A 25,798-nucleotide genomic window follows, 5' to 3' on the forward strand; every position below is an offset into this window, starting at 1 on the left:
CGGAACTGAGACGCTCATGACGAACATTCATTCCACTGCCGTCGTCGATCCGAAGGCGCAACTGGCGGCCGACGTCGTTGTCGGTCCGTACGCGATTGTCGGTCCGAACGTGACGATCGGTGCCGGGACGCAGATTCTTTCGCATACGGTAGTCGACGGCCATACGACGCTGGGCGAGGGCAACAAGATTGGCCCGTTCGCGTCGGTGGGTGGCAGTCCGCAGGATATGAAGTACGCGGGCGAGCCGACCAAGCTGGTCATCGGCGACCGCAACACGATTCGCGAATTCACGACGATCCACACGGGCACGGTGCAGGACGGTGGCCTGACGAGTGTCGGCAACGACAACTGGATCATGGCTTACGTGCACATCGCGCACGATTGTCACGTCGCGAATCACACGGTGTTCTCGAGCAACGCGCAACTGGCCGGTCACGTTCATGTCGACGACTGGGCCATCATCGGTGGCATGACCGGTGTGCACCAGTTCGTGCGTATCGGTGCTCACGCGATGGTGGGTGGTGCGTCGGTGTTGGTGCAGGACGTGCCGTCGTTCGTGATTGCTTCGGGTGATCGCGCGGTACCGTACGGCATCAACGTCGAAGGGTTGCGTCGTCGCGGTTTTTCCGCCGATGCGATCACGGCGCTGCGTCACGCGTACAAGCTGCTCTACAAGAGCGGGTTGACGCTGGACGAGGCCAAGGTGCAGATCGAGGCCTTCGGCAATGCCGGTGCGCCGGACGTCTTCGAGGCAGTGCGCGCACTGCTCGATTTCCTCAACGCAAGCACGCGCGGTATCGTGCGCTGACCTATGTCGCCGACCCTTCCCGGCGCCGGCCAGCGAACCCTGGCGATGGTGGCCGGGGAGCTGTCAGGCGATCTCATTGCCGGCAACGTCCTTGCCGGTCTCAAGCAGAGTCTTCCGGCCGACATCGCCTACGCGGGTGTCGGTGGTCCGCATATGGCGGAAGAGGGCTTCGACGCCTATTGGCCGATCGACAAGCTCTCCGTCATGGGCTACGTCGAAGTCATCAAGCATCTGCGCGAAATCCTCTCGATTCGAAAGCAACTGCGCGAGCGCTGGTTGGCGGAAAAGCCGGTCGCGTTCGTGGGTTTCGATGCGCCGGACTTCAACTTCGATCTCGAAATCAAGCTGCGTGAAGCGGGTATTCCGACGATTCACTTCGTGAGTCCGTCGATCTGGGCGTGGCGCGGCGGACGCATCAAAAAGATCAAGCGTGCCGTCGATCACATGCTTTGCCTGTTCCCGTTCGAGCCAGAGATCTATCACCGCGCCGGAATCGACGCCACGTTCGTCGGTCATCCGATGGCGGACAAAATTCCGATGATGCCCGACGTGGCAGGGGCGCGCGCCACATTGGGGCTTCAGGGTGACGCACCCGTCGTGGCAATTCTGCCGGGCAGCCGTACGTCGGAGGTCCAACGTCTGACGCCCGTGTTTTTTGCGGCGATGCGCTTGTTGGCCAAGCGCAATCCGTCGATTCGATTCGTCCTGCCGGCCGCAACGCCCCGCTTGCGCGCACTGATGCAGCCGATTTTCGACGCCCATAGCGACCTCAACCTGACGGTGATCGACGGACGTGCGCCGCTGGCATTGGAAGCCGCAGACAGCGTGCTTCTTGCAAGCGGGACAGCAACGCTGGAAGCTGCGCTGTACAAAAAACCGATGGTGATCTCGTACAAGGTGCCCTGGTTGACGGCGCAGATCATGAAGCGTCAGGGCTATTTGCCTTACGTCGGTTTGCCGAACATTCTGTGTGGCGAGTTCGTCGTGCCGGAGCTGTTGCAGCATTTCGCCACGCCCGAAGCGCTGGCCGATGCCGTCTGGCAGCAATTGACCGATCCGGCGTTGCGCGCTTCGCTGCAAGCGCGTTTCACGAAGATTCACGAGGAATTGCGTCAGAACACGGCTGCTCGTTCGGCGGAGGTCATCGAGCGTGTACTACGCGAAAAGGGGCGGCTATGACGGACGATGTGAAGGTGCGTCGGACGACGCGCAAAACTGCCGATAGCGATGGTGCTGCGCCGCTCGCTGCTAAGCCTCGAACACGCGCGATGAAGGCTGCGCCTCCGCAGATGGCGTTCGATCTGTTTTCGGATGTCGCGGCCGATCTGACTTGTGGTGTGGACGAAGTCGGTCGCGGACCGCTGGCTGGTCCAGTCGTGACGGCGGCGGTGATTCTCGACCCGTCGCGCCCCATCAAAGGGCTGGCCGATTCGAAGAAGCTCACGGCACTTCGTCGCGAGGCGCTTTACGAGGAAATCGTCGAGCGCTCGCTGGCATTTTGCATCGCCGAGGCGAGCGTGGCGGAGATCGATTCCCTGAATATCCTGCATGCGACGATGCTCGCCATGCAGCGCGCGGTGAACGGACTTTCGCGTGTGCCGGCACTGGCGCTTATCGATGGCAATCGTTGCCCCGTGTTGCCGATGCATGCCGAAGCCGTGATCAAGGGGGACGACAAGGTACCCGCGATTTCGGCGGCGTCGATTCTGGCGAAAGTCACGCGCGACCGTCAGTTGACAGCGCTTCACGAAGAGTTTCCGCAGTACGGTTTCGACGAGCATGTCGGATACGGTACGCCCAAGCACCTCGAAGCGCTGCGCGCGCATGGACCGAGTCCGCATCATCGCCAGTCGTTTGCGCCTGTGCGCGAAGCCTTTGAAATTTTCGGCACGTTGACGGTGTCACGCGTGGTCCGTACCTCATGAAGCTCATCAGTTCCAAAGACAATCCCTTCTACAAGCGCCTGAAGCTGCTCGCGCAGTCGAATCAGCAGCGCCGCAAGCTGGGGCAGACGCTGCTCGAGGGCGTGCATCTTGCCGATGCGTATCTCGGTGCGCTGGGACAGCCGCTCGTTTGCGTGGCCGCAGAATCGGCGCTCGATAACGACGAAGTCGCGCATATTTGGGCGCGGATCGAGGCGGATCGACGTGTGTGTTTGCCCGAGGCGTTGTTCGAGCCGTTGTCGACGCTGGTCAACGGCGTGTCGCTGCTCTTCGTGGTGGAGATGCCTTCGGGTCGTCTGCCGGCGTCGCAGACGACGGATTGCGTGATTCTCGATGCCGTGCAGGACGCAGGCAACGTGGGCTCGATCCTGCGCAGTGCGGCGGCGGCCGGTGTGCGTGACGTCTATTGCATGTCGGGCACGGCGCTTACATGGTCGAGCAAGGTATTGCGCGCGGGCATGGGTGCGCATTTTTCGTTGAATATCGTCGAGCATTGCACGCCGGATTCGCTGGCTCCGAGACTGTCAGTGCCATTGCTGGCCACCAGCCTGCAAGCGAGTACGTCGCTCTACGAGCAGGATTTGCGTAGTCCTGTAGCGTGGGTTTTCGGCAACGAAGGCGCCGGCGTATCGCCTCATTGGCTGGGGCGCGTGCAGACGCCTGTTCGCATTCCTCAGCCGGGCGGAATGGAGTCGCTGAACGTCGCGGCGTGCGCGGCGATTTGCCTATTTGAGGCGGTGCGACAGCGATTGTCGTAGTCGGCCGGTGCAAATGAAAAAGGGACGCTGATGCGTCCCTTTTGCGTTACTACCGTCCTGAATAGATCTCAGGCCGTTGGCCGACGTTAGTAGACGTCGCGCTCCAGCTTGATTTCCTGAAGGATCGTCGTCGCGATTTCTTCAATCGACTTGTGCGTCGACGAGAGCCACTTGATCCCTTCGCGGCGCATCATCGCCTCGGCTTCGTTGACCTCGTAGCGGCAGTTTTCGAGCGACGCATACTTGCTGCCCGGACGACGCTCGTTTCGGATTTCCGAAAGCCGCTGCGGATCGATGGACAGTCCGAAAATCTTTTCCTTGTACTGGTCGAGCGTGGACGGCAGTTTTTCGCGTTCGAAATCGTCCGGGATCAGCGGATAGTTGGCCGCCTTCACACCGTACTGCATGGCGAGATAGAGCGTCGTCGGCGTCTTGCCGCTGCGCGACACACCCACGAGAATCACGTCGGCGCTTTGCAGGTTCTTGTTGGACTGGCCGTCGTCGTGGGCGAGCGAGAAGTTCACCGCCTCGATCCGGTTCTTGTACGCTTCGCTGTCGGCGTTCTGGTGCACTCGGCCGATGGCATGCATCGACTTGAGATTGAGCTCCTGTTCCAGCGGCTCGATGAACGTCTGGAACATGTCGAGAATCACGCCCTGGCAATTGCGCAGGATTTCATTGGCCCGGGCATCCACCAACGTGCTGAAAATGATCGGACGGACGTTTTCGGTCCGATACATTTCATTGATGCGTTGGGCCGTTTCATAGGCTTTATCGACGGAATCCACGAACGGAACGCGAATCTGACGAAAACGCATCTCGAATTGCGCCAGGATCGAATGCGCAAACGTTTCGGCCGTAATCCCTGTGCCATCGGAGACGATGAAGACGGGCCGTGCGCTCACCGGTTTGACTGGTGTGGCAGGGGCCTCAGGGGCGGTTGTCGGGGAATTTCCGGGGGTGAGGGCGTCGCTCATGCGCAGAATCGCAAAATGGTGCATTGCACGGTAGAATAGCGGCAACTTGTTGGATAAGCAATTGCGCGGCCATCGCGCCCGGTTCCATGTCAGCCCCGCCTGACGGGGCGCTCCGGGAAATGACGGTGGTTCGATGCAGGACGTCGGGCGCTAGCCCCTGGTACCCGACGCTGCCACGGCGCGATTTCTTATCCAACAGGTCGACCGGCCCACGTCAGTCCCAGCCGGTCCGCCGAGAATTTTTTTTCTTACCTTAGGGGCTTTTATGACTAACGCAGCACACGACGGCGCCTACGTGGTGCCGTTTGAGCATCTGCGCATGACCGACGTCGAGTCGGTCGGCGGCAAGAATGCATCGCTTGGCGAAATGATCAGCCAACTGGCTAACGCAGGGGTTCGCGTGCCGGGTGGCTTCGCCACGACGTCTTTCGCATTTCGCGAGTTCCTCCAGCATAACAACCTGACCGAGCGCGTTGCCAAGCGTCTCGAGGGTCTCGACGTGGATAACGTCAAGGCGCTCGCAGAAGCGGGTGCCGAAATCCGTCAATGGATCGTCGACGCGCCGCTGCAACCGCAGCTCGAGAAGGACATCCGCGAACAGTTCGCACGCATTACGGCCGACCAGCCGGACGCGTCGTTCGCCGTGCGTTCGTCGGCCACCGCCGAAGATCTGCCGGATGCCTCGTTTGCCGGTCAGCAGGAAAGCTATCTGAACGTCGTCGGCATCGAAGACGTGCTCGATCGCATGAAGCACGTGTTCGCGTCGCTGTACAACGACCGTGCCATCTCGTATCGCGTTCACAAGGGCTTCACGCACGCCGAAGTGGCGCTGTCGGCCGGTGTGCAGCGCATGGTGCGCTCGGACTGCGGCGCGTCGGGCGTGATGTTCACGATCGACACCGAGTCGGGCTTCCAGGACGTGGTGTTCATCACGGCCAGCTATGGCCTGGGTGAGACGGTCGTGCAGGGGGCTGTGAATCCGGACGAGTTTTACGTCTTCAAGCCGACGCTCAACGCCGGCAAGTACCCGATCATCCGCCGCACGCTCGGCTCGAAGCTGCTCAAGATGGAATTCACGCAACCGGGCGAACCGGGCCGTGTGAAGACCATCGATGTGCCGATGGAACTGCGTAACCGTTATTCGATCACCGACGACGATTGCGTCGAACTGGCCAAGTTCGCGCTGATCATCGAGAAGCACTATGGTCGTCCGATGGACATCGAGTGGGGCAAGGACGGCAAGGACGGCAAGATCTACATTCTTCAGGCGCGTCCGGAGACGGTGAAGAGCCAGTCGGTCGGCAAGGCCGAGCAGCGCTTCAAGCTCAAGGGCGACGCCCCGGTGCTGACCACGGGTCGTGCGATCGGCCAGAAGATCGGTGCGGGTCCGGTGCGCGTGATCATGGATCCGAGCGAGATGGAACGCGTGCAGCCGGGCGACGTGCTGGTTGCCGACATGACCGACCCGAACTGGGAGCCGGTGATGAAGCGCGCTTCGGCCATCGTGACGAACCGCGGCGGCCGTACCTGCCACGCGGCCATCATCGCGCGTGAGCTGGGTGTGCCGGCCGTGGTCGGCTGCGGCGACGCCACGGACGTTCTGAAGGACGGCGCGCTCGTGACCGTGTCGTGCGCAGAAGGCGACGAAGGCAAGATCTACGACGGTCTGCTCGAGACCGAAGTGACCGAGATCCAGCGTGGCGAAATGCCGAAGATCCCGGTGAAGATCACGATGAACGTGGGCAATCCGCAACTGGCCTTCGACTTCGCGCAACTGCCGAACAGCGGTGTGGGTCTGGCGCGTCTGGAATTCATCATCAACAACAACATCGGTGTTCACCCGCGCGCGATTCTCGAGTACCCGAATATCGACGCCGACCTGAAGAAGGCGGTGGAATCGGTGGCTCGCGGTCATGCGTCGCCGCGCGCGTTCTACGTCGACAAGCTGGCGGAAGGGATCGCCACGATTGCGGCGGCTTTCTACCCGAAGCAAGTGATCGTGCGTCTGTCGGACTTCAAGTCCAACGAGTACAAGAAGCTCATCGGCGGCTCGCGTTACGAGCCGGACGAAGAAAACCCGATGCTCGGCTTCCGTGGCGCGTCGCGTTACATCTCGGAAGACTTCGCTGAAGCGTTCGAGATGGAGTGCCGTGCGCTCAAGCGTGTTCGCGACGAAATGGGTCTGACGAACGTCGAGATCATGGTGCCGTTCGTGCGTACGCTGGGTCAGGCCGAACGTGTGGTCAACATGCTCGCCGGCTACGGTCTGAAGCGTGGTGAAAACGGCCTCAAGCTGATCATGATGTGCGAAGTGCCGTCGAACGCCATTCTCGCCGACCAGTTCCTCGAGTACTTCGACGGTTTCTCGATCGGCTCGAACGATCTGACGCAGCTCACGCTGGGTCTGGACCGCGATTCGGGGATGGAATTGCTGGCGAAGGACTTCGACGAGCGTGACCCGGCGGTGCAGTTCATGCTCAGCCGTGCGATCAAGGCCTGTCTGGCGCAGGGCAAGTACGTCGGCATCTGCGGTCAGGGCCCGTCGGACCATCCGGATCTGGCCGAGTGGCTGGTCAAGGAAGGCATCGTCTCGATGTCTCTGAACCCGGACACGGTCGTGGAAACGTGGCAGCAACTCGCCAAGGTGGCGAAGTAAGCGTCGCGAGAAACGCCTGAAATAGGAAGCGTCCGAGCGGCATCTCGGACGCCACTGAAAGGCCGGGTCATCCCTTGGGATGCGTGCGCTGCTCAGTGTGTTTCGTGCTATAAACCCCGGTATAACACCGGGGTTTTTTCGTTTCTGGGAGTTGCGATGGAGCAGGCTTGGCTTTGGTTCGGCGTTGCCGGATTGATCGTGGTGCTGGAGCTGGCGAGCGGGACGTTCTATCTCCTGATGGTGGCGCTTGGCTTGGCGGCCGGTGGTATTGCGGCGCTGCTGCGTGCCGACGCGCCGTTGCAGTGGGTGGTGGCGGCGGTCGTCGCCGGGGTGGCGGTCTGGTTGTTGCGACGCAGTCGGTTTGGGCGGCGTCGTATCAAGGTCGATGCCTCCGCCGATCCCAACACCAATCTCGATATCGGCCAGCGTTTGCATGTCGACGTATGGCGTGCCGACGGTCAGGCGCGCGCCATGTACCGGGGCGCTGAGTGGGATGTGGAGTTGATGCCGGGAGAAGTGCCCGATGCCGGATGGTTTGTCATTCGAGAGGTGCGCGGTAGCCGGTTGTACGTCGCGCATGTGGCGGCATAGATCGCAAGGTTTGCACGGATCGCACAGTTTGACGGCCGATGCAGAAGCTTCTCGCCCGATGTCGGTCCGTGGGCAGAACACTTCGGCGTTGTCACGGTCAGACGATACGTCCCGCCATTGCGGGGCGTCGGGGAACTAGCTGGCCATCAGGGTCGGCGCTTCAGGGGAAAACATGTTATCCAACGTCGCATTCATTCTCTTCATCATCGCGGTGATCATTGCGGCTCGGTCGATCAAGATCGTGCCGCAGCAGCACGCGTGGGTGGTGGAGCGTCTCGGTAAGTATCACGGGACGCTTACGCCGGGCCTGTCGATCGTCGTGCCGTTTGTCGACCGCGTGGCGTACAAGCACGTGCTCAAGGAAATCCCGCTCGACGTGCCGAGCCAGATCTGTATTACCAAGGACAACACGCAGTTGCAGGTGGACGGCATTCTGTACTTCCAGGTGACGGACCCGATGAAGGCGTCGTATGGTTCGAGCAACTTCATCGTGGCTATTACACAGCTTGCTCAGACGACGCTGCGTAGCGTGGTCGGTAAGCTGGAACTGGACAAGACGTTCGAGGAGCGGGAATTCATCAACCACAGCGTGGTGAATGCGCTCGACGAAGCGGCGGCGAACTGGGGCGTGAAGGTGCTGCGCTACGAGATCAAGGATCTGACGCCGCCGAAGGAAATTCTGCACGCCATGCAGGCGCAGATCACGGCAGAGCGTGAGAAGCGTGCGCTGATCGCGGCGTCGGAAGGGAAAAAGCAGGAGCAGATCAACCTGGCGTCCGGTGCGCGTGAAGCGGCGATTCAGAAGTCGGAAGGGGAGCGTCAGGCGGCGATCAATCAGGCACAGGGTGAGGCGGCAGCCATTCTCGCGGTGGCGGAAGCGAATGCCGAAGCCATCCACAAGATTGCCACGGCGATTCAGACGCAAGGCGGCATGGAAGCTGTCAACCTGAAGGTCGCCGAGCAGTATGTCGATGCCTTCAGCAAGGTCGCCAAGACGAGCAACACGCTGATCGTGCCGGGTAACTTTTCGGACATGAGCGGTATGATCGCTTCGGCGCTCAAGATCGTGCGCGGCACCGAGGGCGGTTCGAATGCGCCCGTCGACGGGAGCACCGGTGGCTTCGGTAATTCTGCCCCGCGCCGTTGATGTGAGCTGGCGGGGGAGGGTGCCGGAAGGCGCTCTACATTGCACAATTGACTGATGAAAAGAAAACGGCCCGAACGGGCCGTTTTCTTTTGCGCGAGCGAGTCGTCGCCCGTCGCTTGTCGTTCAGCGTCGGATAACGCCTAAGGTCGATCTCAGGTCGGGTTGCGCATGAGTCGCGCCTTCTCGCGATTCCAGTCGCGTTCCTTTTCCGTCTCGCGCTTGTCGTGCAGCTTCTTGCCCTTGCCCAGCCCGATCTCGCATTTCACGAGGCCCTTGCTGTAGTGAAAGTTAAGCGGGACGATCGTATAGCCGCGTTGCTCGACCTTGCCGATGAGTTTCTTGATTTCATCGGCTTTGAGCAATAGTTTTCGGGTGCGGACCGGATCGGGGTTGATGTGCGTCGATGCCGATTGCAGCGGGCTGATGTGCGCGCCGATCAGAAAGATTTCGCCATTTTTGATGACGACATAACCTTCCTTGATCTGCGCCCGCCCGGCGCGAATTGCCTTGACTTCCCACCCTTCGAGCGCGATGCCGGCTTCGAATCGCTCCTCGATGAAGTAGTCGAAGAAGGCCTTTCTGTTGTCGATGATGCTCATGGATCCTTGGCGGGGTAACTTGGTCGGACCCGGTGAGTCGGGCTCGGGTAAAATAGCGATTTTAACAAAGAGTCTCGGCAAGAGGCGGCTTGCGACACACGCCGATCGACAGCGCACGCATCGCACGCACTCACAGCCCGACAGACGATGGCCGAAGTCAGTAAAACCGTTCTCGTGCATTTCTCCGACGAGCAAATGTACGATCTGGTGACCAATGTCGCCGATTACCCTAAATTCCTGCCTTGGTGCGGCGGTGTCGATATTCGGCATCAGGACGAGCACAGCATGGAAGCGTCGTTGCTCATCGACTTCAAAGGCCTGAAGCATTCGTTCGCGACGCGCAATATCCAGGAGCGTCCGCACTCCATCCAGATGACCTTCGTCGAGGGGCCTTTCAAACGTTTTCACGGCACGTGGAAGTTTACGGCCCTGCGCGAGAACGCCTGCAAGATCGAATTCGGTCTGCACTACGAGTTTGCGAATTTCCTGCTCGAAAAGGTTATCGGTCCGGTGTTCAGCCACATTGCGAACACGTTCGTAGACGCCTTCGTCAAACGTGCGGAGACGGTTTATGCCAAGTGAGCTGAACGTCGAAGTCTGCTATGCGCTGCCCAGCGAGCAAACGATTGTCCCGCTGACGCTTGCGCAAGGTGCAACGATGCGCGACGCCATCGAGCGCAGTGGGTTGCTGCTGCGGTTTCCGGAGTTGGATCTCGGCCGCATGAAGGTCGGCGTATTTGGTAAGGTGCGCGCGCTGGATGCGGCCGTGGAGGCGGGCGATCGCGTCGAGATCTATCGCACGCTCAAGGCGGATCCGAAGCTGGCGCGGCAGCGACGCGTCGAAAAAGTCCGCAATGAAGGCAGCCGCGAAGGGCAGAAGTGGCTGGGCAGCGCCCGCAAGGGCAGCTAAGGCAGGCGGCGCAAGGCTGAGGCGGGTCGGAGGTTTCGTCCCGAACCCGCTTCGATCAGTGCGTCGACCCCCGCGAATGCAATCGCACCGATGCGCTGACCCCTGCCAGCAACAACGCCACCGCGGCGATCTCCAGCAGACGAGGCAGCCGATGCTCATAGATGAAGCCATAAACCAGCGCGAACAGCGTTTCAAACACGATCAGTTGCCCTGACAGCGTGAGCGGCAGCGTCCGGCTCGCCGCGTTCCAGAATGCATTGCCGATGGTCGACGCGCCGATGGCCACGGCGATATTCACGATCAGAAACATCTGCCAGTCACGTGGTACGTCCGCCGTCACCGGATGCGGCAGCAGCAAGGCGGCAATCGCCAGTGCGCACGCCAGCGCCCCCGTCGCCACCCCCGTCAGCAACGACCATTCTTGACTCGTGAAATGTCCGAATTTCGCGAGATATCGGGCGTTGGCGACGGCGTACCATGTCCAACTGGCCAATGCCCCGACTGCGCAAACGACGCCGGCAAGCGTCAGCCGCCAGTCGCCGCCGCTCGCAGCGGCGTGCGTGAAGACGTCGACGTTGATGCAGACGATCCCGGCGACGACGAGTGCCAGCGGGCCCGCCAGCTTCGATAGTGGGAGCGCACCATGATCGCGGCTGCCGACCAGCGTGACCGTCACGGGCAGCACCCCCACGATCAGCGACGCCGGCGCGATGCCCGCCATTTGCACCGACGCAGCGACAAACAGGTAATAGACCAGATTGCCGACGAGACTCAGGCGGAATAACGCCCGCCAGTCGTTGCTCGTGACGGTATGCCGCAAGCGCGGCCAGAGCGGGGCGAGGAATACTGCCGAGACCAATCCGTACAGGACGTAGCGCGCCGCCGACAACTCCAGCGGCGAGAAACCGGGCAGCAGGCGTGGGGCAAGGAACACCAGTCCCCACAGCGCGCCCGCTGCCAGTCCGTACGAAATGCCTTTCCCCATGAAAAATCTAGTCCGTGGTTGGTGGTGAATATAGGAAGCGTCCGGTCGAATTCCGGCCGGAAAGGGCGCAAGAATAGCATTCGCTCCGCGCAGGCCTATTGTGAAATCCGGCACTTGGCGGGCGAGGCGTTCGCGCCACGGCTGGCGGCAGGGGGATGCCCCGGCGAGTGGCTGCCGGTTTTGCCCTCATTCGGTGCCGAATTCGGTCCTCGGGGAAAAAGCCCCTTGACATGTGGGGCAGACCTGCCATGCAACGCGCGATTTCTGTATAATTCGGTTTTGCGCCTATAGGATTTGCCATGCGTCTGATCCAAAAAGCACTCACATTCGATGACGTGCTCCTCGTCCCGGCCTACTCTGCCGTTCTCCCGCGCGACACCAGCCTGAAAACCAAGCTCACGCGCAACATTACCCTGAACATGCCTTTGCTGTCGGCCGCCATGGATACGGTGACCGAAGCGCGTCTGGCCATTGCCATGGCGCAACAGGGCGGTATCGGCATCATTCACAAGAATCTGAAGCCGGCTGAGCAGGCGCGGGAAGTCTCGAAGGTCAAGCGTTTTGAGTCGGGCGTTCTGCGCGACCCGATCACGATTCCGCCGCACATGAAGGTGCGCGATGTGATCGCCCTGTCGCGCCAGCATGGCATTTCCGGTTTCCCGGTCGTGGAGGGTGCCCAGCTCATCGGTATCGTGACCAATCGCGACCTGCGTTTCGAAAGCCGCCTGGACGAACCGGTGCGCGCGATCATGACGCCGAAGGAAAAGCTCATCACCGTGCGTGAAGGTGCTTCCCCGGCCGATGCCGAGCGTCTGATGCACGATCACCGCCTCGAGCGCGTGCTGGTCGTCAACGACGCGTTCGAACTGCGCGGCCTGATGACGGTCAAGGACATTACGAAGGCGACGGAATACCCGCTGGCAAGCAAGGATGAACACGGCAAGCTGCGTGTTGGTGCTGCCGTTGGCGTGGGCGCCGACAATGAAGAGCGCGTCGAGTTGCTGGTCGCGGCCGGCGTTGACGTGATCGTCGTCGATACGGCGCACGGTCACAGCCAGGGCGTGCTGGATCGCGTGCAGTGGGTCAAGAAGCACTTCCCGCAGATTGAAGTCGTCGGCGGCAACATCGCGACGGCGAGCGCTGCGCTGGCGCTGGTCGAACACGGTGCCGACGCCGTCAAGGTCGGTATCGGCCCGGGCTCGATCTGCACGACGCGTATCGTTGCTGGTGTCGGTGTTCCGCAGATCACGGCCATCGCCAATGTGGCCGAAGCACTGAAGGACACGGGCGTTCCGCTGATCGCCGACGGTGGTATCCGTTACTCGGGCGACGTTGCCAAGGCGCTGGCCGCGGGTGCACACACCGTGATGATGGGCAGCATGTTCTCCGGCACGGAAGAAGCGCCGGGCGAAGTGTTCCTGTATCAGGGCCGTTCGTACAAGAGCTACCGCGGTATGGGTTCGGTGGGGGCGATGAAGGACGGTGCTGCAGACCGTTACTTCCAGGACCCGGCGAACAACGCCGACAAGCTCGTGCCGGAAGGCATTGAAGGCCGCGTGGCTTACAAGGGTAGCGTGAACGCGATCCTGCATCAGTTGACCGGCGGTATCCGCTCGTCGATGGGTTATCTGGGTTGCCCGTCCATCAAGGACTTGCACGAGAAGGCAGAATTTGTCGAAATCACGGCCGCCGGCATGCGCGAATCGCACGTGCACGACGTCCAGATCATGAAGGAAGCCCCCAACTACCACGTGGAGTAATTACCCATGAAGGCCATGTTGCGTACGGTACTGTTCCTCGATGCGGCGTTGAATCTGGCACTTGGTGTGCTGCTGATTGCGTCGTTCTGGTCATCGCTGTATGCGGCCATTGATGTGCCTGCGCCATCGCCCGTGCTCTATGCGCAGGTGCTTGGCGTGGCCTTCATCGGCGTGGCCTGGCTGCAATGGCACGCCACCGTAAACGGCCAGTTGACGTCGACCGTCGCGAAAGTGACGGGACATATCAACTGGATCAGCGGTGCGTTCGTGCTGGGGTGGCTGATCTCCGGCCAGTTGGTAGTGTCGAGTGGTGGCAAGTGGATGCTTGCCATGCTCGGGGCTGTCCTGCTGGTAGTGGGCGGAATTCTCGTCAAGCTGGCGTCGAGTGTGCGCACGAAAGAGCGCGTACAGGCGGCGCAGCAGGCAGGCGAGCGGGTGCGTGGCGGTGTCGTGAGCGACACGCGACGCGACGCACCGAGAGATTATGCCGATGCCCGGGTCGTCGACGAGACCCGTGGCACGCGCGCTGAGCCGCGCATGGAGACGCCTCACGGCGACTCCGCACCCGTCAATAGCACGTCGGTCGCGCCCGTGGGCGCCACCGGCATTGTCACGCCCGTGCCGTCCGACACGGCGCCGACGTCCAACGAATCCACTTCATCCGTACCTCACGATGCACGACAAAATCCTCATTCTTGACTTCGGCTCGCAAGTCACCCAGCTCATTGGACGCCGCGTTCGCGAAGCGCACGTCTACTGCGAGATCCACCCGAACGACGTCACGGACGAATTCATCCGCGAATTCAATCCGAAGGCCGTCATTCTGTCGGGTAGCCACGCGAGCACGTATGAGGATCAGGATCTGCGTGCGCCGCAGGCCGTTTGGGATCTTGGCGTGCCGGTGCTGGGTATCTGCTACGGCATGTTCGCGATGACGGTCCAACTGGGCGGTCAGGTCGAAGCCAGCAACCATCGCGAATTCGGTTACGCCGAAGTGCGCGCCCATGGCCATACGCCGCTGCTCGACGGCCTTGAAGATTTCCGTACCGACGATGGTCACGGCATGCTCAAGGTGTGGATGAGCCACGGCGACAAGGTCACGCAACTGCCGGAAGGCTTTGCGCTGATGGCGTCGACGCCGAGCTGCCCGATCGCGGGCATGGCCGACGTCAAGCGTCACTACTACGCCGTGCAGTTCCACCCGGAAGTCACGCACACCGTGAAGGGCCGTGAACTGCTTGAGCGCTTCGTGCTGGAGATTGCAGGTGCGAAGCCGGACTGGATCATGCGCGACCACATCGAGGAAGCCGTCAAGGCGATCCGCGAGCAGGTGGGCGACGAGGAAGTGATTCTGGGTCTGTCGGGCGGCGTGGATTCGAGCGTCGCGGCGGCGCTGATTCATCGCGCGATTGGCGATCAGCTGACGTGCGTGTTCGTCGATCACGGTCTGTTGCGTCTGAACGAAGGCAAGATGGTGATGGAAATGTTCGAGGGCCGTCTGCACGCGAAGGTCGTGCACGTCGATGCCACGGCGCAGTTCATGGGCCATTTGACGGGCGTGACGGATCCAGAGCAGAAGCGCAAGATCATCGGCCGCGAGTTCGTGGAAGTGTTCCAGGCGGAAGCGAAGAAGCTGAAGAATGCGAAGTGGCTGGCGCAGGGCACGATTTATCCGGACGTGATCGAATCGGGCGGCGCGAAGACCAAGAAGGCGACGACGATCAAGAGCCACCACAACGTGGGTGGCCTGCCGGAGACGCTGGGTCTGAAGCTGCTGGAGCCGCTGCGCGATCTGTTCAAGGACGAAGTGCGCGAACTGGGCGTGGCGCTCGGCCTGCCGCACGACATGGTCTACCGTCACCCGTTCCCGGGCCCGGGTCTGGGCGTGCGTATCCTGGGTGAAGTGAAGCAGGAATATGCGGACTTGCTGCGCCGCGCCGATGCGATCTTCATCGAAGAACTGCGCAACACGGTCGAGCCGAACAGCGGCAAGACGTGGTACGAGCTGACGAGCCAGGCATTCGCGGTGTTCCTGCCGGTCAAGAGCGTGGGCGTGATGGGCGATGGCCGTACGTACGAGTGGGTCGTGGCACTGCGCGCGGTGCAGACGCAAGACTTCATGACGGCGCACTGGGCCCACCTGCCGCACGAGCTGCTCGGCAAGGTCTCGAACCGCATCATCAACGAAGTGCGTGGCCTGAACCGCGTTGTCTATGACATCTCGGGCAAGCCGCCGGCGACGATTGAGTGGGAGTAATCCCCGCGTCGTCTCCCACCGTTTCGGACCCTATCAAAGTCCTCATGAAACGATAGTGGGACAGAGGTTTGGCGGCTCAGGCAATCTGAGCCGCCGCTACCGACCTCCTAAGCGGTCCCCATCCTGACGCACACGACCGTGCGATCCCGTTCCCGCACAATCGTCATCGTGCCGCCAAGTCTTTGCGCGCGCCGCCTCATGCTGTGCAATCCGGTCCCTTCGTGCGATGTACGAGGGATGGCGTCGCCAGCGTCGTCAAAACGACCGGTGTCGAAGCCGACGCCGTTGTCCTCCACTCGCAGCGTAAATTCGCCGTCGACGTCACTGAGATCGACGCGCACGCAGCTCGCCTTGCTGTGCTTGAGAACATTGGTCAGCGCCTCCTGCAAAATGCGTTGGACTTCCAGTGATCGGGCAGCGCCCATTTCGCATCGCTCAATGCCCTCCACGCGCCATTCGCACTCGATCATCTGAATCTCGAATCGCGCCGTCATTCGATGGCGCAACGAAGCCATCTGCTCGGCCAATGTCTGCTCTCCCGCCTGATGTACCGTTGCGCTGTCGACGACGAAGCGCAATTCATCCCGTAATTCCTTCAGCAGCGCAAGAAAGCGCTCCGGTGGCAGCGTGTGCGGCGCATGTTCGATGGCGGCGATGCCCGACACCAGCGTGCCGCCCAACCCGTCATGCAGGTCATGCGCGAGGTTGAGCCGCTCGGCGAGCCGGACATTGGCAACTTGCAGTTCATGCTGACGATTCAGGGTGGACGATAATTCGCGTCGAGCGTCGTCGATCGCCTGCCGTAGTTCGTCATTGAACTGTGAGATGCGGCGGGCGTTGTTGGCAAATCGCCGAGCCAGCACAACGGCCATGCCGATCATCAGGATCTGTGAGGTTTGCGCGGTGTAGTAGACGTTGGAGTCGAGAATGCCGAAGAACACGAGAAAGTCGTGTAACCCGGCGGCGACGAATACGAGCGCACAAAGCGAAACGATCCGTTGTTCGGTCTGCCGCTCGCGCCACGTCAGGACGAACAGCAGCACGCAGGTTGCCAACCATGTCACGCCGGGCACAACAGCCCAGATCGCGCGCAGCGTTTCCGTATAGGCCCGTGGTGCCGCGATCAGCATTGCTGCGCCGACACCGAACGTCATCCACATCACGGCCTCGATCCGAGGCATTCGTCTGCCGCAGAAGCGCAGCACGAACATGGTGAAGCACGCACAGTAAAAGAGAAACGCGATGGACACGAACAACTGCCAGCCATCGTTGGTCGCAAACGGCCACGGCCGCGTGGCGATCTGGTTGACCGCGTAGAGCCACCACGCAAAGGACATGAGGCTGAACCACCCGTACGACGTCTCCTGCCGACGGTATAGCCAAAGCGTCAGCACTACGACACCGAGCGTGACAGTGATCGCTAGACTGAAAAGCTGCAGATCGTGGCGCAGCCATCGCGCCTTGTCGTACGCCGAACGGATGTCGCCGGGCGATCCCCGCAGCACCGGACCGAGTCCTGGACTATAAGCGGCAAGGCCCGATACACGCACCAGCAGCACGTTGGAACCGGCGCGAAGCGTGGGTGCGTCGACGACCCAATGGCGTGGTGTGTTCCAGGCGCGACTTAGCGGCTCGACCAGCGAATCGTCACGCGAGATCAGGCTGTCGTTCAGATAGACCACGCCCGCCATGTTCAGGTATTCCAGCATCAGCCCCCGTGGCTTCACGGGCGAAGGCTCCTGCCATGTCAGCCGGTACCAGACCACGCCGTCGAAACGCGGCCAGCGCGATGTCCACACGTCCGGCAGCGTTACGGGAACCCAACCGGCACTCGGTGGCTGCGTCGCCTGCCAGTCGCTGCGCACGGCTTCAACGCGCTCGAACGGCAACGAAGCATCGGAAACCGGACGTGGGGCGATGGAACGCTGCGCGTGCGCAGGGGCGGCAAACAGGCAGAGCAGTGCGATCAGCGTGATCAGGGTGATCAGGGTGACCGGTGTCAGGGCAACAAGCCGGAGATGCGGGCTTCGAACACGGCCTGCGTGCGCGAGTTGACCGCCAACTTCTTGTAGATGTTCTTGATGTGACATGCGACCGTGAGGCTGGAGATGGAGAGCAATGCTGCAATCTCGCGGTTCGTCATGCCTTTGGCCACGAGTCCGAGAATCTCGACTTCGCGCGGGCTGAGCGCCGACGGGACATCGGACATTCGCGCCGCTGCCACGCCGCTGCCGGTCCCGGAAGGCGGCACCGGTGTGCCTGACGCGCCGGGCGCGAGCGCCACCAGCCCCAGAATGTGTCGTGCCACGAACGGATCGATCGGCGCGCCCCCGCGCAGCGCACTGCGAATCGATAGCGCGATCTCTGCGTCCTCGCGCTCCTTGAGCAGATATCCCGTGGCACCCCGTTGCAGGGCCCCCACGATGATCTGTTCAGTACTCCACGCGGAGATTACCAGAATCGGCAGGGCCGGGTCGCGCGCATGCAACTCGCCGATCAGGTCGATGCCGCTGCCATCGGGCAGGCCCACATCGATCAAGGTGAGTGCGAACGGCTCATCGGCGAGCACCGCCCGCGCCTGCGCAAGACTCCCCGCGACCTGCACGGCGTCGTCGGCATAGCCAAGGGAATGGAGAATGGCGCGCATGCGGATCTGCATGCCCGGATCGTCTTCTACGAGCAACAACGGACCGGGCAGTACCGGTTCGGTATTCGTAAGCGTGCTGGCAGACATGGCAGACGAAGTGGAGAAGGGGGCCGGAGCATCGGTATCGCAAAATAGCACGCCTGCGAACGCGTCTGCTATCCCCGAAACAGGGGAGGTCGATGGGGCACTCGACCGGCATCGACTGCCGATCCTTCGTATTACTCATTTCGGGGGATGGAATGCCGCGTCGAACGAGTGGTATGTTGCTGCGAAACTCAGCGTACCCGGCGAAACATCGCGAAAGCGCACCACCTTTGCATACCGGGCACACCGCTTGTCTTAGCGGCAACATGACCTGGTATTTCGGGGGAAGCGTGCGAGACAAATCCGCCGCGTTGGCGGCACCACTGCGGCTCAAGACCCTCTGCGGGGTGGCCGGCGTCATCCTCGCCGGTCATGCCGTAGCACAGTCGTCCGGTCCTTACGTACTCAACTATCGCGGTGCGACGGGGGGCTGTTGCACGTCCAGCAACGGATACAACGGCGAGAACGGCCGTCAGGACGTCACGCAGACGGTGACGGGGCTGAACATTCAGACGACGGGCGGCGCCACCGGCGTATTGGTCGATGTCAGTGGCGGCAACGGCGGAAACGGCAACACCAACGACGACGACAACGGCCGTGACCACTGGGGCGGCAACGGCGGCATTGGCCGCATCATCGACTTCACGCTCGCGCAAAGCACGGTGATGAGCACCGGCATCGGCGTCAGCGTGCTCTCTGCCGGTGGCGACGGCGGTCTGTGGGGTAACCGCAGCGACGGTCATGGCATCGGCGGTGACGGCCATCTGGCCGCCCTCACGCTGATCGGCGGCTCGGTCAACGCTGTCGGCTACGGACTCTCGGCCCAATCCGTCGGCGGGAACGGGAAAGACAGTGCCATTCCCTCCTTCGGTGGCCTTACCCCCGGCCTGAATGCGGGTTACGGAGGGAATGCCGGAGACGCAAACATCACGGTCAAAGGCGGCGCTGTCATCACAGTGAGTGGGACGGGCGGTGCTGCGATTCGCGCGGAATCGCTCGGCGGTCAGGGCGGCCTCGGTGTCGATGACGACATTGCCGGTTATGTCGATTCCGGATGGGGCGGCAACGCAGGCAATGTCAACGTGACGATTGCCGACGGCACGATCACCGCGCACGGCACCGGCGAAGCCGGCATTCTGGCCCGCGCCGTCGGCGGCAGTAGCCCGAAAGGTGCGGGTACCGACGTGAAAGGTGCGAATGGCGGCAATGCCGGGCACGTCTCCGTACAAAACGGGGCGGCAATTTCCACCGACGGTGTCAACGCGCCGGGTATCGCCGTCTACAGCCTCGGCGGCAATGGCGGTGACGGCGGCGACGGCAATTCGGGCAGCGGCTTCTCTGGCGGCGACGGTGGCACGCCGGGCGGTGCGTCGGTAACGAACTCCGGCAGCATTGCAACGCAGGGCCTCGGCTCGACCGGGATTCGCGTGTCGGTCGTCGGCGGCAGCGGTGGCAATGGCGGGGCGTCCGGGCCCTGGTCGGGGCACGGCGGCGATGGCGGTGCAGGCGGCAATACCGGAGCGCTTGCGGTCAACATCGTCAATAACGGCAACATTCTCACGAACGGACGCGATGCGATCGGCATCCTCACGCACGCGGTCGGCGGTGGCGCAGGCAACGCCGAAATCAGTCAGGGGCTGATGAACATCGGCGGCGGCGCAGGCGGTAACGGCGGACAAGGCGGCAACGTCTACGTCCAGAACAACGGCGCGATTTTCACGACGGGCGACCAGAGTCCCGCCACCGTGGTGCAGAGCATCGGTGGCGGCGGCGGACATGGCGGCGACGCGGATACGACGGGCATTATCGTCGGCATTGCTACAGGCGGTCGCGGTGGGGCGGGCGGCGATGGCGGCACCGCTACGCTCGATCAGGCGGGTGCGATTTCCACGGCGGGCGCGGGGGCGGCGGGTGCTGTTGTGCAGAGTATCGGCGGCGGTGGCGGGGTGGGCGGGTCGTCGTCCGCCATTACGGTGGGTATCGGGTTGGGTGTTGCCGTCAGTCACGGTGGCAGTGGCGGCAGTGGCGGCACGGGCGGTACGGCCCGCGTGACTGTGGACGACTACGCGAGCGTCACTACGCAAGGCGTGAGTAGCGACGCCGTGGTCGCGCAGAGCATTGGCGGCGGGGGCGGCTATGGTGGCCTCGCCAGCGCTTCGAGCATCACTATCGCGCCCGATCTCGGGCCCGATCTCCCGACTGGCACGATCAGTCCGCATGTGAGCCTCGGAGGGCGTGGCGGAGGCGGCGGAAACGGTGGGTTGGCGCAGGTCGAAAACGACGGGAATGTCGTGACGCAGGGTGACCGAAGTCTCGGCATTGTGGCCCAGAGCATTGGCGGCGGCGGTGGCGCAGGGGGTAACGCCGCCGCCCCGCTACGCGCGAAGACGGTGTCGGCACCGGGGAGCCGGTTGGACCTCAGTGTCGGTGTGTCTATCGGCGGTGCAGGCGGCAGTGGCGGCTTCGGTGGCGTTGCCACTGTGACGAATAGCGGCACGGGTATCGTCGAGACATCCGGCGATCACGCCATCGGCATTCTGGCGCAGAGCGTTGGCGGTGGCGGCGGCAGTGGCGGCAGCGTGCAACAGGAGACCGCCCAGTCGTTCTCGGCAACGCTGGGTTCGCCGACGTCGGCACAAGGCACGTTGCAGACGATTATCCAGTGGTTGGAGACGTCCGGTCAGTCGCTGAACGTGAAATTCGGCTCGCTCAAGGTCGGTGTCGATGTGCGCGTCGGTGGCTCGGGCGGCAGCGGCGGCGATGGCGTTGGCGCCAGCGTGTTCAACAACGGGCAAGTCACGACTACGGGGGACGGCGCAGCAGCCATCGTCGCGCAGAGCGTCGGCGGCGGTGGCGGAAGTGGCGGGACGGCGACGTCGACGAGCGCGTCGAGCCTCATGTCGAGCATCGACAGCTTGCTCGGTGTGGTGACGGGAAAGGTCGGTCAGTATTTTCAGGTATCGCCGAACACCGGCACCAATGTTGCCGTAGGCGGATCGGGCGGGAGCGGGGGCAACGGCGGACCGGTCGGCGTCACCCAAACGGGCACCATCGGTACGAAGGGCTTCGCCTCCCCCGGCATCGTTGCGCAAAGTATCGGCGGCGGGGGCGGAGCTGGCGTTTCGACGGCGCAGAACCTCGATGTCTTCCTTTCCAACTGGGCCGCGAAGGACGCCCCCGGCATTCTGAGCGACATCACCCGTATCGTCGATCTGCTCGGTTCCAATCTGGCGAGTGCCCAGCACAATGTGAACGTGAGCGTTGGCGCGAAAGGCGGTGGCGCAGGCTATGCGGGGTTGGTCACCGTCGACGCGAGCAGCGCGTCGAGCCGGATTCAAACGCTCGGCGACAGCTCGCCGGGCATTCTCGCGCAAGGGATTGCAGACGGCGGGGGACTCGCTGGCGCAAGTGCCTATACGTTCGGACCCAGCACATTCGGCGCAACGGCCGGGGTGACGCAACCCGCGCTAGCGCTCTCGCTCGGCGCAGCCTATGACTCGACGATCAGCAGTGTGAGCGGCACGTCGTTGCCGGTGACCGTGAAAAGCGGTGGTGTCATCAGTACTCATGGGGACGATTCGAGCGGCGTGCTCGCCCAGAACATTGCGGGCGGCGGTGGCGTTGCCGTCGCCAATCTGGCCGGGAACGCGAGCACCCATCTCGCGCAAGGGCAGGCGGCGACGTCACCGGCATTGACGCTGGGCGCGTCGGTGACTGGAGCAGCCGCACCCGCGATCGTTCGCAGCGGTACGGTGACAGTGACGAATGCCGCGACCATCGAGACCACGGGAGCGCTCTCTCACGGCATCTTTGCGCAGTCGGTGTCGGGCGGCGGCGGTGCCGCCGGGTGGGTCGCGAGCGGCGGCGCGACGGCATTGCTTGCTGGGCCGGTGATGCAACTCGGCGCGTCGCAATCGGGGGCCAACAGCCTTTTGGGCATGGCCGGCAATGTGACCGTCTCCCTCGCCGCGCCGACAACGATTGCGACAGCTGGCGCGCTGTCGTTCGGTGTGCTGGCACAGAGCATTGGCGGTGGCGGTGGTTATGTCGCATCGGTGAGCGACGGGCAGCCTTCGTCGTTGCCGATCACCAGTTTGCAGTTGGGCGCGCAGGGACAAACCGGGGGCGCGGGGGCGCAGGTCAGTGTGACGGCGGACGCCGGCTCGGTAGTTCAGACGCAGGGGCGCAATGCGTTCGGCATCGTCGCGCAAAGCGTGGGCGGCGGCGGTGGTATCGCCGGCCTCACGATGGCCCCCAGTCGCGTGACGCTTGCGTCGCAGAACAACACGCTTACGACCGCTGGCGCGAACGATGGCGGTGCCGTCGACGTATCGGTCGCAGGCAAGGTGAGGACGACCGGTGACGGCGCGGTCGGTGTCCTTGCACAAAGTGTCGGTGGTGGCGGTGGCATTGCTGGCGATGCGGCCTCCGTCACTTATGGGACGAACGTCGTCCATCTAACCGGCATCGCAGGCGCGGTGGGCATGGGGAACACGGTGACGGTCAACGTTGCGGGCGGCGTCGCCACCTACGGTGCCAATGCACCGGCGATCCTCGCCATGAGTCTTGGCGGTGGGGCGGTGTTCAGCGACGGGGGTATCCTGCTCAAGAACTCGGGCAACGCGGGCGGGAACAGTGGTGGCGCAGTGAGTGTCGCGATCCAGCCGGGCGCGACCGTCGTGGCGATGGGCGCGGGCTCGCCGGCAATCGCGGCGATAAGTACTGGCCGCACTGGAGGCAATGGAAGCGATACCACGCAAGGCAAGCCGATCAGCGTGAGCATCGGCAGCGGGGCGACCGTGGCCGCCAACGCGACGTCTGGGATCGGGGTGCTGGCGATCACGACCGATGACGTGAGTATCGACAACGCGGGCACACTCACGGCGGCGACGGCAATCGAATCGGCGAGCCGTGCGAATGTGAGCAATACCGGACGGGTTCAGGGCAACGTACAGCTCACTTCCGACAGCACGTTCGTCAACCAGCAAAGCGGCACACTGTACACGGCTAGCCGGGTCACGACAGGGCTGTTGCAGAACTTCGGCACGCTCAATCCGGGCGGTCCGGGCGTGTTTCAGGCATCGACCGTCGACGGCGCGTTTTCGCAAACGGGCACTGGTGTGTACGCGCCCGATCTCGATTTCACGCGTCACAACAGCGATTTTCTGGTGACGACCGGTGCGTTGACGTTCAGTGGCAGCGTCGTGCCTGTGCTGCACAATCCGGTCAAGAACATCTGGCTCGGCATTGGCCACTTCGACCGTGCGCCAACGGGTGAGCCTGCGACAGCGAAAAGCACGGCGCTTGTCTTCAGCTATCAGATGAAGGACCACTACGGCGGCACGCAGGACCCTCTGATCTCCGTCGACGCCAACTTCAAACCGCAAGGTGTTGCGCTCAATGGCAATCAGTCGTCGTTCGCCAATCACTTGCAATGGCTTTGGGATCAGGGGCTCGTCGACGCGGGGCCGCTGTTCCAGCCGTTTGCGAGCGTGGGAGACGCGGCGAGCTACCGCCGCGCGCTCAACACGCTGTCCGGCGCGGCGTCACTGATGCGCGCGGGGTCCCGTGGGCAGGAGAACTTCGATTTCCTGAATCGCCTGATGAGTTGCCCGCAGTTCATGAGTGGCGGAACGCGTTTGTCCGAGGGGAGTTGCGTTTGGGCGCGGGTGTTCGGCACGCGCGCGGACCGCTACGATACGGCCGACGACGTCGGCTTTCGCAGCCAGCAGGTGACGTACCAGTTCGGCGCACAGAAGGAGATCGCACCGGACTGGTTCCTGGGCGGCTCGGCGAGCTACGTCGTAACGCACGCGCGGTCGTCGGACCAGTCGCTGGATGTCTCCAGCGATGGTTTTCGCGCTGGCGTCACGCTCAAGCGGCAGATGGGCCCGTGGCAGATCGCGCTCGCGTTGCTGGGCGGTTATGAAAGCGGCACACAGAACCGGATCATCGATTACCCGGAAGCCACTGCGCGTGCGAGCAGCCAGCCGAACGCGTTTTTCGTCGGCGCACGATCGCGATTCTCGTATCAACTGAATCGTTCGGGGTGGTACGTGAAGCCCTATGCGGATCTGGACGTTGTGTACGACCGTAGCGGTGCCTATCGCGAGAGCGGCGCAGGCGTATTCGATCTCGCCGTATCGGCACAGGGGCATACGACGGCCATCCTCAGCCCTGCCATCGAAGTGGGTGGGCGGTTCGATCTGCGAGGCGCGACACTGCGTCCATATCTGTCGCTAGGCATGAGCTTCGCATCGACCCGTCGCCTGGGCACCGATGTCTCGTTCGTGCAGTTCCCCGGTGCGTCGTTTGCGGTCAGTGCATCGCAGCCGCGCGCCTACGGCAACTTCTCGGCGGGCGTCGAATTGCTGTCGGACAAGGGCCTCGAAGTCCGTGCGGAGTACAGTCTTCGCACCGCGCCATCGCAGACGGTGCAAAGTGCCGCATTGCGCTTGGCCAAGCACTTCTGATCCGTCGCGTGTCGATATGAAGAAGGCCCGGACAATCGATCGTCCGGGCCTTTGAATGAGCGCAATGGGACCGGGTCTCAGGTCCGCGCGGCGTCGGCTGCGGCTTTCAGTACGTCGCGAACGCTGTCGATGAATTCGCCGGTGCGCTCGACACTGGTCTTCCCATCGAGCCAATTCCATGTGAAGCAAAACGTCACGCGCGTCTTGCCCACGAGCATCTGTGCGGCGAAGCACAGCGCGTGGAAGTTCTCCCAATCCAGACTGCCGCCTTTGCCATACGCTGGCAGGCCGTCGGGTACCGTCATCCATGCCGCATCTGCCATGGCTGAAATGCGCTTGAATTCGACCAGCGTCTCGGGCTTGTGGAAGAAGCGGCCATTCAATGTGTCGCGATACCAGTTCACGAGATCGGCGGCCGAACTCGTCATGGTCTGCTTGTCGTTGATGACGTCCCGACGCGGCGTGAGGCCAAGATTATCGCCATGCTCGAGCTTTTGCATGCCCGCCCAGCCGAGGTCGGTGCCCGGGGCGGCGCCCGCGAGATAGGAGAAGAGGATTCGCGTGGAATCGGGAACGTGCGGTGTACTCAGCTGTGCCTGACGGATCAACGTGCGTACGCGCTCCGGTCCCACTGCCGCGAGCGCAATATCGGTACCGATGTTATCGCTGTGCGCGATCATCGATTCGAGTGCGGTGCGGTATTGCGTCTGACCGCTCAGTCCGATCAACACAGGACTGCCCGGCGTGCGAACCGCGTCGTTCACGTCGCACAATTTCGTGCCGGAGAGACCGTTGCGGCCCAATTCGGCGTCGATGAGGAATTGCGCCAGGATGAACGTCTTGACGGCACTCCCGACGAAAAGATATCGATTGGGTTCGTACGCCGAGGTCCAGCCGGTGCCGTTGGGGACGTCCGCGACGACCAGACAGCTCGACGTCGTCGGTTCGTGCTTGCCGAAGCGCAGGACGGCGGCGTCGAGCGTAGGACGGCTGGCCGACATGGCATTGGGGGACTGCGCGAGGATGGCTGGCGCTGCGAGTGTGGCGGCAGCGAGCTTGAGGGTGCGTCTGCGATGAGGTTGGAACTCAGTCATGCGAGAGAACTCCGGAACGTAAGAGAAGCCGGGGAAACCGGGAAAGCCGGTAGGGCGCGCAGCGCTCAGAGCATCTCCGGATCGCTTGCGCATCGAGGTTCGCAGCGAC

At 62.7% G+C, this 25,798-nt stretch carries 19 protein-coding genes; 13 read left to right on the plus strand and 6 right to left on the minus strand.

What is annotated here, in order from left to right:
• Positions 1 to 16 precede the first annotated feature (16 nt).
• The 4 genes from lpxA to PAQ31011_RS22350 all read left to right on the plus strand — a co-directional run bounded on the left by lpxA (position 17) and on the right by PAQ31011_RS22350 (position 3,509).
• Positions 17 to 808, plus strand: a complete 792-nt coding sequence (gene lpxA, locus PAQ31011_RS22335) for an acyl-ACP--UDP-N-acetylglucosamine O-acyltransferase (RefSeq protein ID WP_150577887.1) — start codon at positions 17 to 19, stop codon at positions 806 to 808.
• Between the two features lie 3 nt (positions 809 to 811).
• The gene (lpxB, locus tag PAQ31011_RS22340) at positions 812 to 1,987 is read left to right on the plus strand and encodes a lipid-A-disaccharide synthase (RefSeq protein ID WP_174990235.1); all 1,176 of its coding nucleotides are present in this window, start codon (positions 812 to 814) and stop codon (positions 1,985 to 1,987) included.
• An 89-nt stretch (positions 1,988 to 2,076) separates the two neighbouring features.
• Positions 2,077 to 2,733, plus strand: coding sequence for a ribonuclease HII (rnhB, locus tag PAQ31011_RS22345; protein ID WP_174990239.1), 657 nt, complete (start codon positions 2,077 to 2,079; stop codon positions 2,731 to 2,733).
• The gene (locus tag PAQ31011_RS22350; protein WP_150577889.1) at positions 2,730 to 3,509 is read left to right on the plus strand and encodes a TrmH family RNA methyltransferase; all 780 of its coding nucleotides are present in this window, start codon (positions 2,730 to 2,732) and stop codon (positions 3,507 to 3,509) included. The genes rnhB and PAQ31011_RS22350 overlap by 4 nt, the downstream gene beginning before the upstream one ends.
• An 86-nt stretch (positions 3,510 to 3,595) precedes the next feature.
• Here PAQ31011_RS22350 and ppsR read toward each other — a convergent pair whose 3' ends face one another.
• Positions 3,596 to 4,486: a posphoenolpyruvate synthetase regulatory kinase/phosphorylase PpsR gene (gene ppsR / locus PAQ31011_RS22355; RefSeq protein WP_150577890.1), complete on the minus strand. Its 891-nt coding sequence runs from the start codon at positions 4,484 to 4,486 to the stop codon at positions 3,596 to 3,598.
• Positions 4,487 to 4,751: 265 nt separating this feature from the next.
• Here ppsR and ppsA point away from each other — a divergent pair, with 265 nt between their 5' ends.
• From ppsA to PAQ31011_RS22370, 3 genes are all read left to right on the plus strand, one after another.
• Positions 4,752 to 7,142: a phosphoenolpyruvate synthase gene (gene ppsA, locus PAQ31011_RS22360; protein WP_150577891.1), complete on the plus strand. Its 2,391-nt coding sequence runs from the start codon at positions 4,752 to 4,754 to the stop codon at positions 7,140 to 7,142.
• Between the two features lie 156 nt (positions 7,143 to 7,298).
• On the plus strand, positions 7,299 to 7,733 hold the full coding sequence (locus PAQ31011_RS22365) for an NfeD family protein (protein WP_150577892.1): 435 nt from the start codon (positions 7,299 to 7,301) through the stop codon (positions 7,731 to 7,733).
• 172 nt (positions 7,734 to 7,905) lie between these two features.
• Entirely contained in the window at positions 7,906 to 8,880 is a 975-nt protein-coding gene (locus tag PAQ31011_RS22370; protein WP_150577893.1) for an SPFH domain-containing protein, read from the plus strand.
• Positions 8,881 to 9,032: 152 nt separating this feature from the next.
• Here the strand turns inward: PAQ31011_RS22370 and smpB are convergent, their stop codons facing one another.
• Positions 9,033 to 9,479: an SsrA-binding protein SmpB gene (gene smpB, locus PAQ31011_RS22375; protein ID WP_039398704.1), complete on the minus strand. Its 447-nt coding sequence runs from the start codon at positions 9,477 to 9,479 to the stop codon at positions 9,033 to 9,035.
• Positions 9,480 to 9,626: 147 nt separating this feature from the next.
• On the opposite strand from smpB, the gene PAQ31011_RS22380 reads away from it, so the two are divergent.
• Positions 9,627 to 10,061, plus strand: a complete 435-nt coding sequence (locus PAQ31011_RS22380; RefSeq protein WP_150577894.1) for a type II toxin-antitoxin system RatA family toxin — start codon at positions 9,627 to 9,629, stop codon at positions 10,059 to 10,061.
• Positions 10,051 to 10,389 (plus strand): RnfH family protein, encoded by a 339-nt coding sequence (locus tag PAQ31011_RS22385; RefSeq protein WP_150577895.1) that lies wholly within the window; start codon positions 10,051 to 10,053, stop codon positions 10,387 to 10,389. The genes PAQ31011_RS22380 and PAQ31011_RS22385 overlap by 11 nt, the downstream gene beginning before the upstream one ends.
• A gap of 55 nt (positions 10,390 to 10,444) precedes the next feature.
• Here the strand turns inward: PAQ31011_RS22385 and PAQ31011_RS22390 are convergent, their stop codons facing one another.
• Positions 10,445 to 11,374 carry a DMT family transporter gene (locus PAQ31011_RS22390; protein ID WP_150577896.1) on the minus strand — a complete coding sequence of 310 codons (930 nt, stop codon included), beginning with the start codon at positions 11,372 to 11,374 and terminating at the stop codon, positions 10,445 to 10,447.
• A gap of 299 nt (positions 11,375 to 11,673) precedes the next feature.
• On the opposite strand from PAQ31011_RS22390, the gene guaB reads away from it, so the two are divergent.
• From guaB to guaA, 3 genes are read left to right on the plus strand one after another with little or no spacing between them, the layout of a single operon-like run.
• Positions 11,674 to 13,134 carry an IMP dehydrogenase gene (gene guaB, locus PAQ31011_RS22395; protein WP_150577897.1) on the plus strand — a complete coding sequence of 487 codons (1,461 nt, stop codon included), beginning with the start codon at positions 11,674 to 11,676 and terminating at the stop codon, positions 13,132 to 13,134.
• 6 nt (positions 13,135 to 13,140) lie between these two features.
• Entirely contained in the window at positions 13,141 to 13,833 is a 693-nt protein-coding gene (locus tag PAQ31011_RS22400) for a hypothetical protein (RefSeq protein WP_150577898.1), read from the plus strand.
• Positions 13,808 to 15,391 carry a glutamine-hydrolyzing GMP synthase gene (guaA, locus tag PAQ31011_RS22405; RefSeq protein ID WP_039398693.1) on the plus strand — a complete coding sequence of 528 codons (1,584 nt, stop codon included), beginning with the start codon at positions 13,808 to 13,810 and terminating at the stop codon, positions 15,389 to 15,391. The genes PAQ31011_RS22400 and guaA overlap by 26 nt, the downstream gene beginning before the upstream one ends.
• A 107-nt stretch (positions 15,392 to 15,498) precedes the next feature.
• Here guaA and PAQ31011_RS22410 read toward each other — a convergent pair whose 3' ends face one another.
• Entirely contained in the window at positions 15,499 to 17,481 is a 1,983-nt protein-coding gene (locus PAQ31011_RS22410) for a sensor histidine kinase (protein ID WP_150577899.1), read from the minus strand.
• Positions 17,391 to 18,125: a response regulator transcription factor gene (locus tag PAQ31011_RS22415; RefSeq protein ID WP_150577900.1), complete on the minus strand. Its 735-nt coding sequence runs from the start codon at positions 18,123 to 18,125 to the stop codon at positions 17,391 to 17,393. Before PAQ31011_RS22415 ends, PAQ31011_RS22410 begins: the two co-directional genes overlap by 91 nt.
• 287 nt (positions 18,126 to 18,412) lie before the next feature.
• Here PAQ31011_RS22415 and PAQ31011_RS22420 point away from each other — a divergent pair, with 287 nt between their 5' ends.
• Positions 18,413 to 24,595: an autotransporter outer membrane beta-barrel domain-containing protein gene (locus PAQ31011_RS22420; RefSeq protein WP_150577901.1), complete on the plus strand. Its 6,183-nt coding sequence runs from the start codon at positions 18,413 to 18,415 to the stop codon at positions 24,593 to 24,595.
• A 77-nt stretch (positions 24,596 to 24,672) separates the two neighbouring features.
• Here the strand turns inward: PAQ31011_RS22420 and PAQ31011_RS22425 are convergent, their stop codons facing one another.
• Positions 24,673 to 25,689, minus strand: a complete 1,017-nt coding sequence (locus tag PAQ31011_RS22425) for a serine hydrolase (protein WP_174990236.1) — start codon at positions 25,687 to 25,689, stop codon at positions 24,673 to 24,675.
• Positions 25,690 to 25,798 lie beyond the last annotated feature (109 nt).

The organism is Pandoraea aquatica (genome assembly GCF_902459565.1).
Taxonomy (GTDB): Bacteria; Pseudomonadota; Gammaproteobacteria; order Burkholderiales; family Burkholderiaceae; genus Pandoraea; species Pandoraea aquatica.

Coding starts and splice junctions, on each gene's coding strand:
- lpxA (WP_150577887.1), top strand. CDS start 17: ATGACGAACATTCATTCCACTGCCGTCGTCGATCCGAAGGCGCAACTG.
- lpxB (WP_174990235.1), top strand. CDS start 812: ATGTCGCCGACCCTTCCCGGCGCCGGCCAGCGAACCCTGGCGATGGTG.
- rnhB (WP_174990239.1), top strand. CDS start 2,077: ATGAAGGCTGCGCCTCCGCAGATGGCGTTCGATCTGTTTTCGGATGTC.
- PAQ31011_RS22350 (WP_150577889.1), top strand. CDS start 2,730: ATGAAGCTCATCAGTTCCAAAGACAATCCCTTCTACAAGCGCCTGAAG.
- ppsR (WP_150577890.1), bottom strand. CDS start 4,486: ATGAGCGACGCCCTCACCCCCGGAAATTCCCCGACAACCGCCCCTGAG.
- ppsA (WP_150577891.1), top strand. CDS start 4,752: ATGACTAACGCAGCACACGACGGCGCCTACGTGGTGCCGTTTGAGCAT.
- PAQ31011_RS22365 (WP_150577892.1), top strand. CDS start 7,299: ATGGAGCAGGCTTGGCTTTGGTTCGGCGTTGCCGGATTGATCGTGGTG.
- PAQ31011_RS22370 (WP_150577893.1), top strand. CDS start 7,906: ATGTTATCCAACGTCGCATTCATTCTCTTCATCATCGCGGTGATCATT.
- smpB (WP_039398704.1), bottom strand. CDS start 9,479: ATGAGCATCATCGACAACAGAAAGGCCTTCTTCGACTACTTCATCGAG.
- PAQ31011_RS22380 (WP_150577894.1), top strand. CDS start 9,627: ATGGCCGAAGTCAGTAAAACCGTTCTCGTGCATTTCTCCGACGAGCAA.
- PAQ31011_RS22385 (WP_150577895.1), top strand. CDS start 10,051: ATGCCAAGTGAGCTGAACGTCGAAGTCTGCTATGCGCTGCCCAGCGAG.
- PAQ31011_RS22390 (WP_150577896.1), bottom strand. CDS start 11,374: ATGGGGAAAGGCATTTCGTACGGACTGGCAGCGGGCGCGCTGTGGGGA.
- guaB (WP_150577897.1), top strand. CDS start 11,674: ATGCGTCTGATCCAAAAAGCACTCACATTCGATGACGTGCTCCTCGTC.
- PAQ31011_RS22400 (WP_150577898.1), top strand. CDS start 13,141: ATGAAGGCCATGTTGCGTACGGTACTGTTCCTCGATGCGGCGTTGAAT.
- guaA (WP_039398693.1), top strand. CDS start 13,808: ATGCACGACAAAATCCTCATTCTTGACTTCGGCTCGCAAGTCACCCAG.
- PAQ31011_RS22410 (WP_150577899.1), bottom strand. CDS start 17,481: ATGTCACATCAAGAACATCTACAAGAAGTTGGCGGTCAACTCGCGCAC.
- PAQ31011_RS22415 (WP_150577900.1), bottom strand. CDS start 18,125: ATGTCTGCCAGCACGCTTACGAATACCGAACCGGTACTGCCCGGTCCG.
- PAQ31011_RS22425 (WP_174990236.1), bottom strand. CDS start 25,689: ATGACTGAGTTCCAACCTCATCGCAGACGCACCCTCAAGCTCGCTGCC.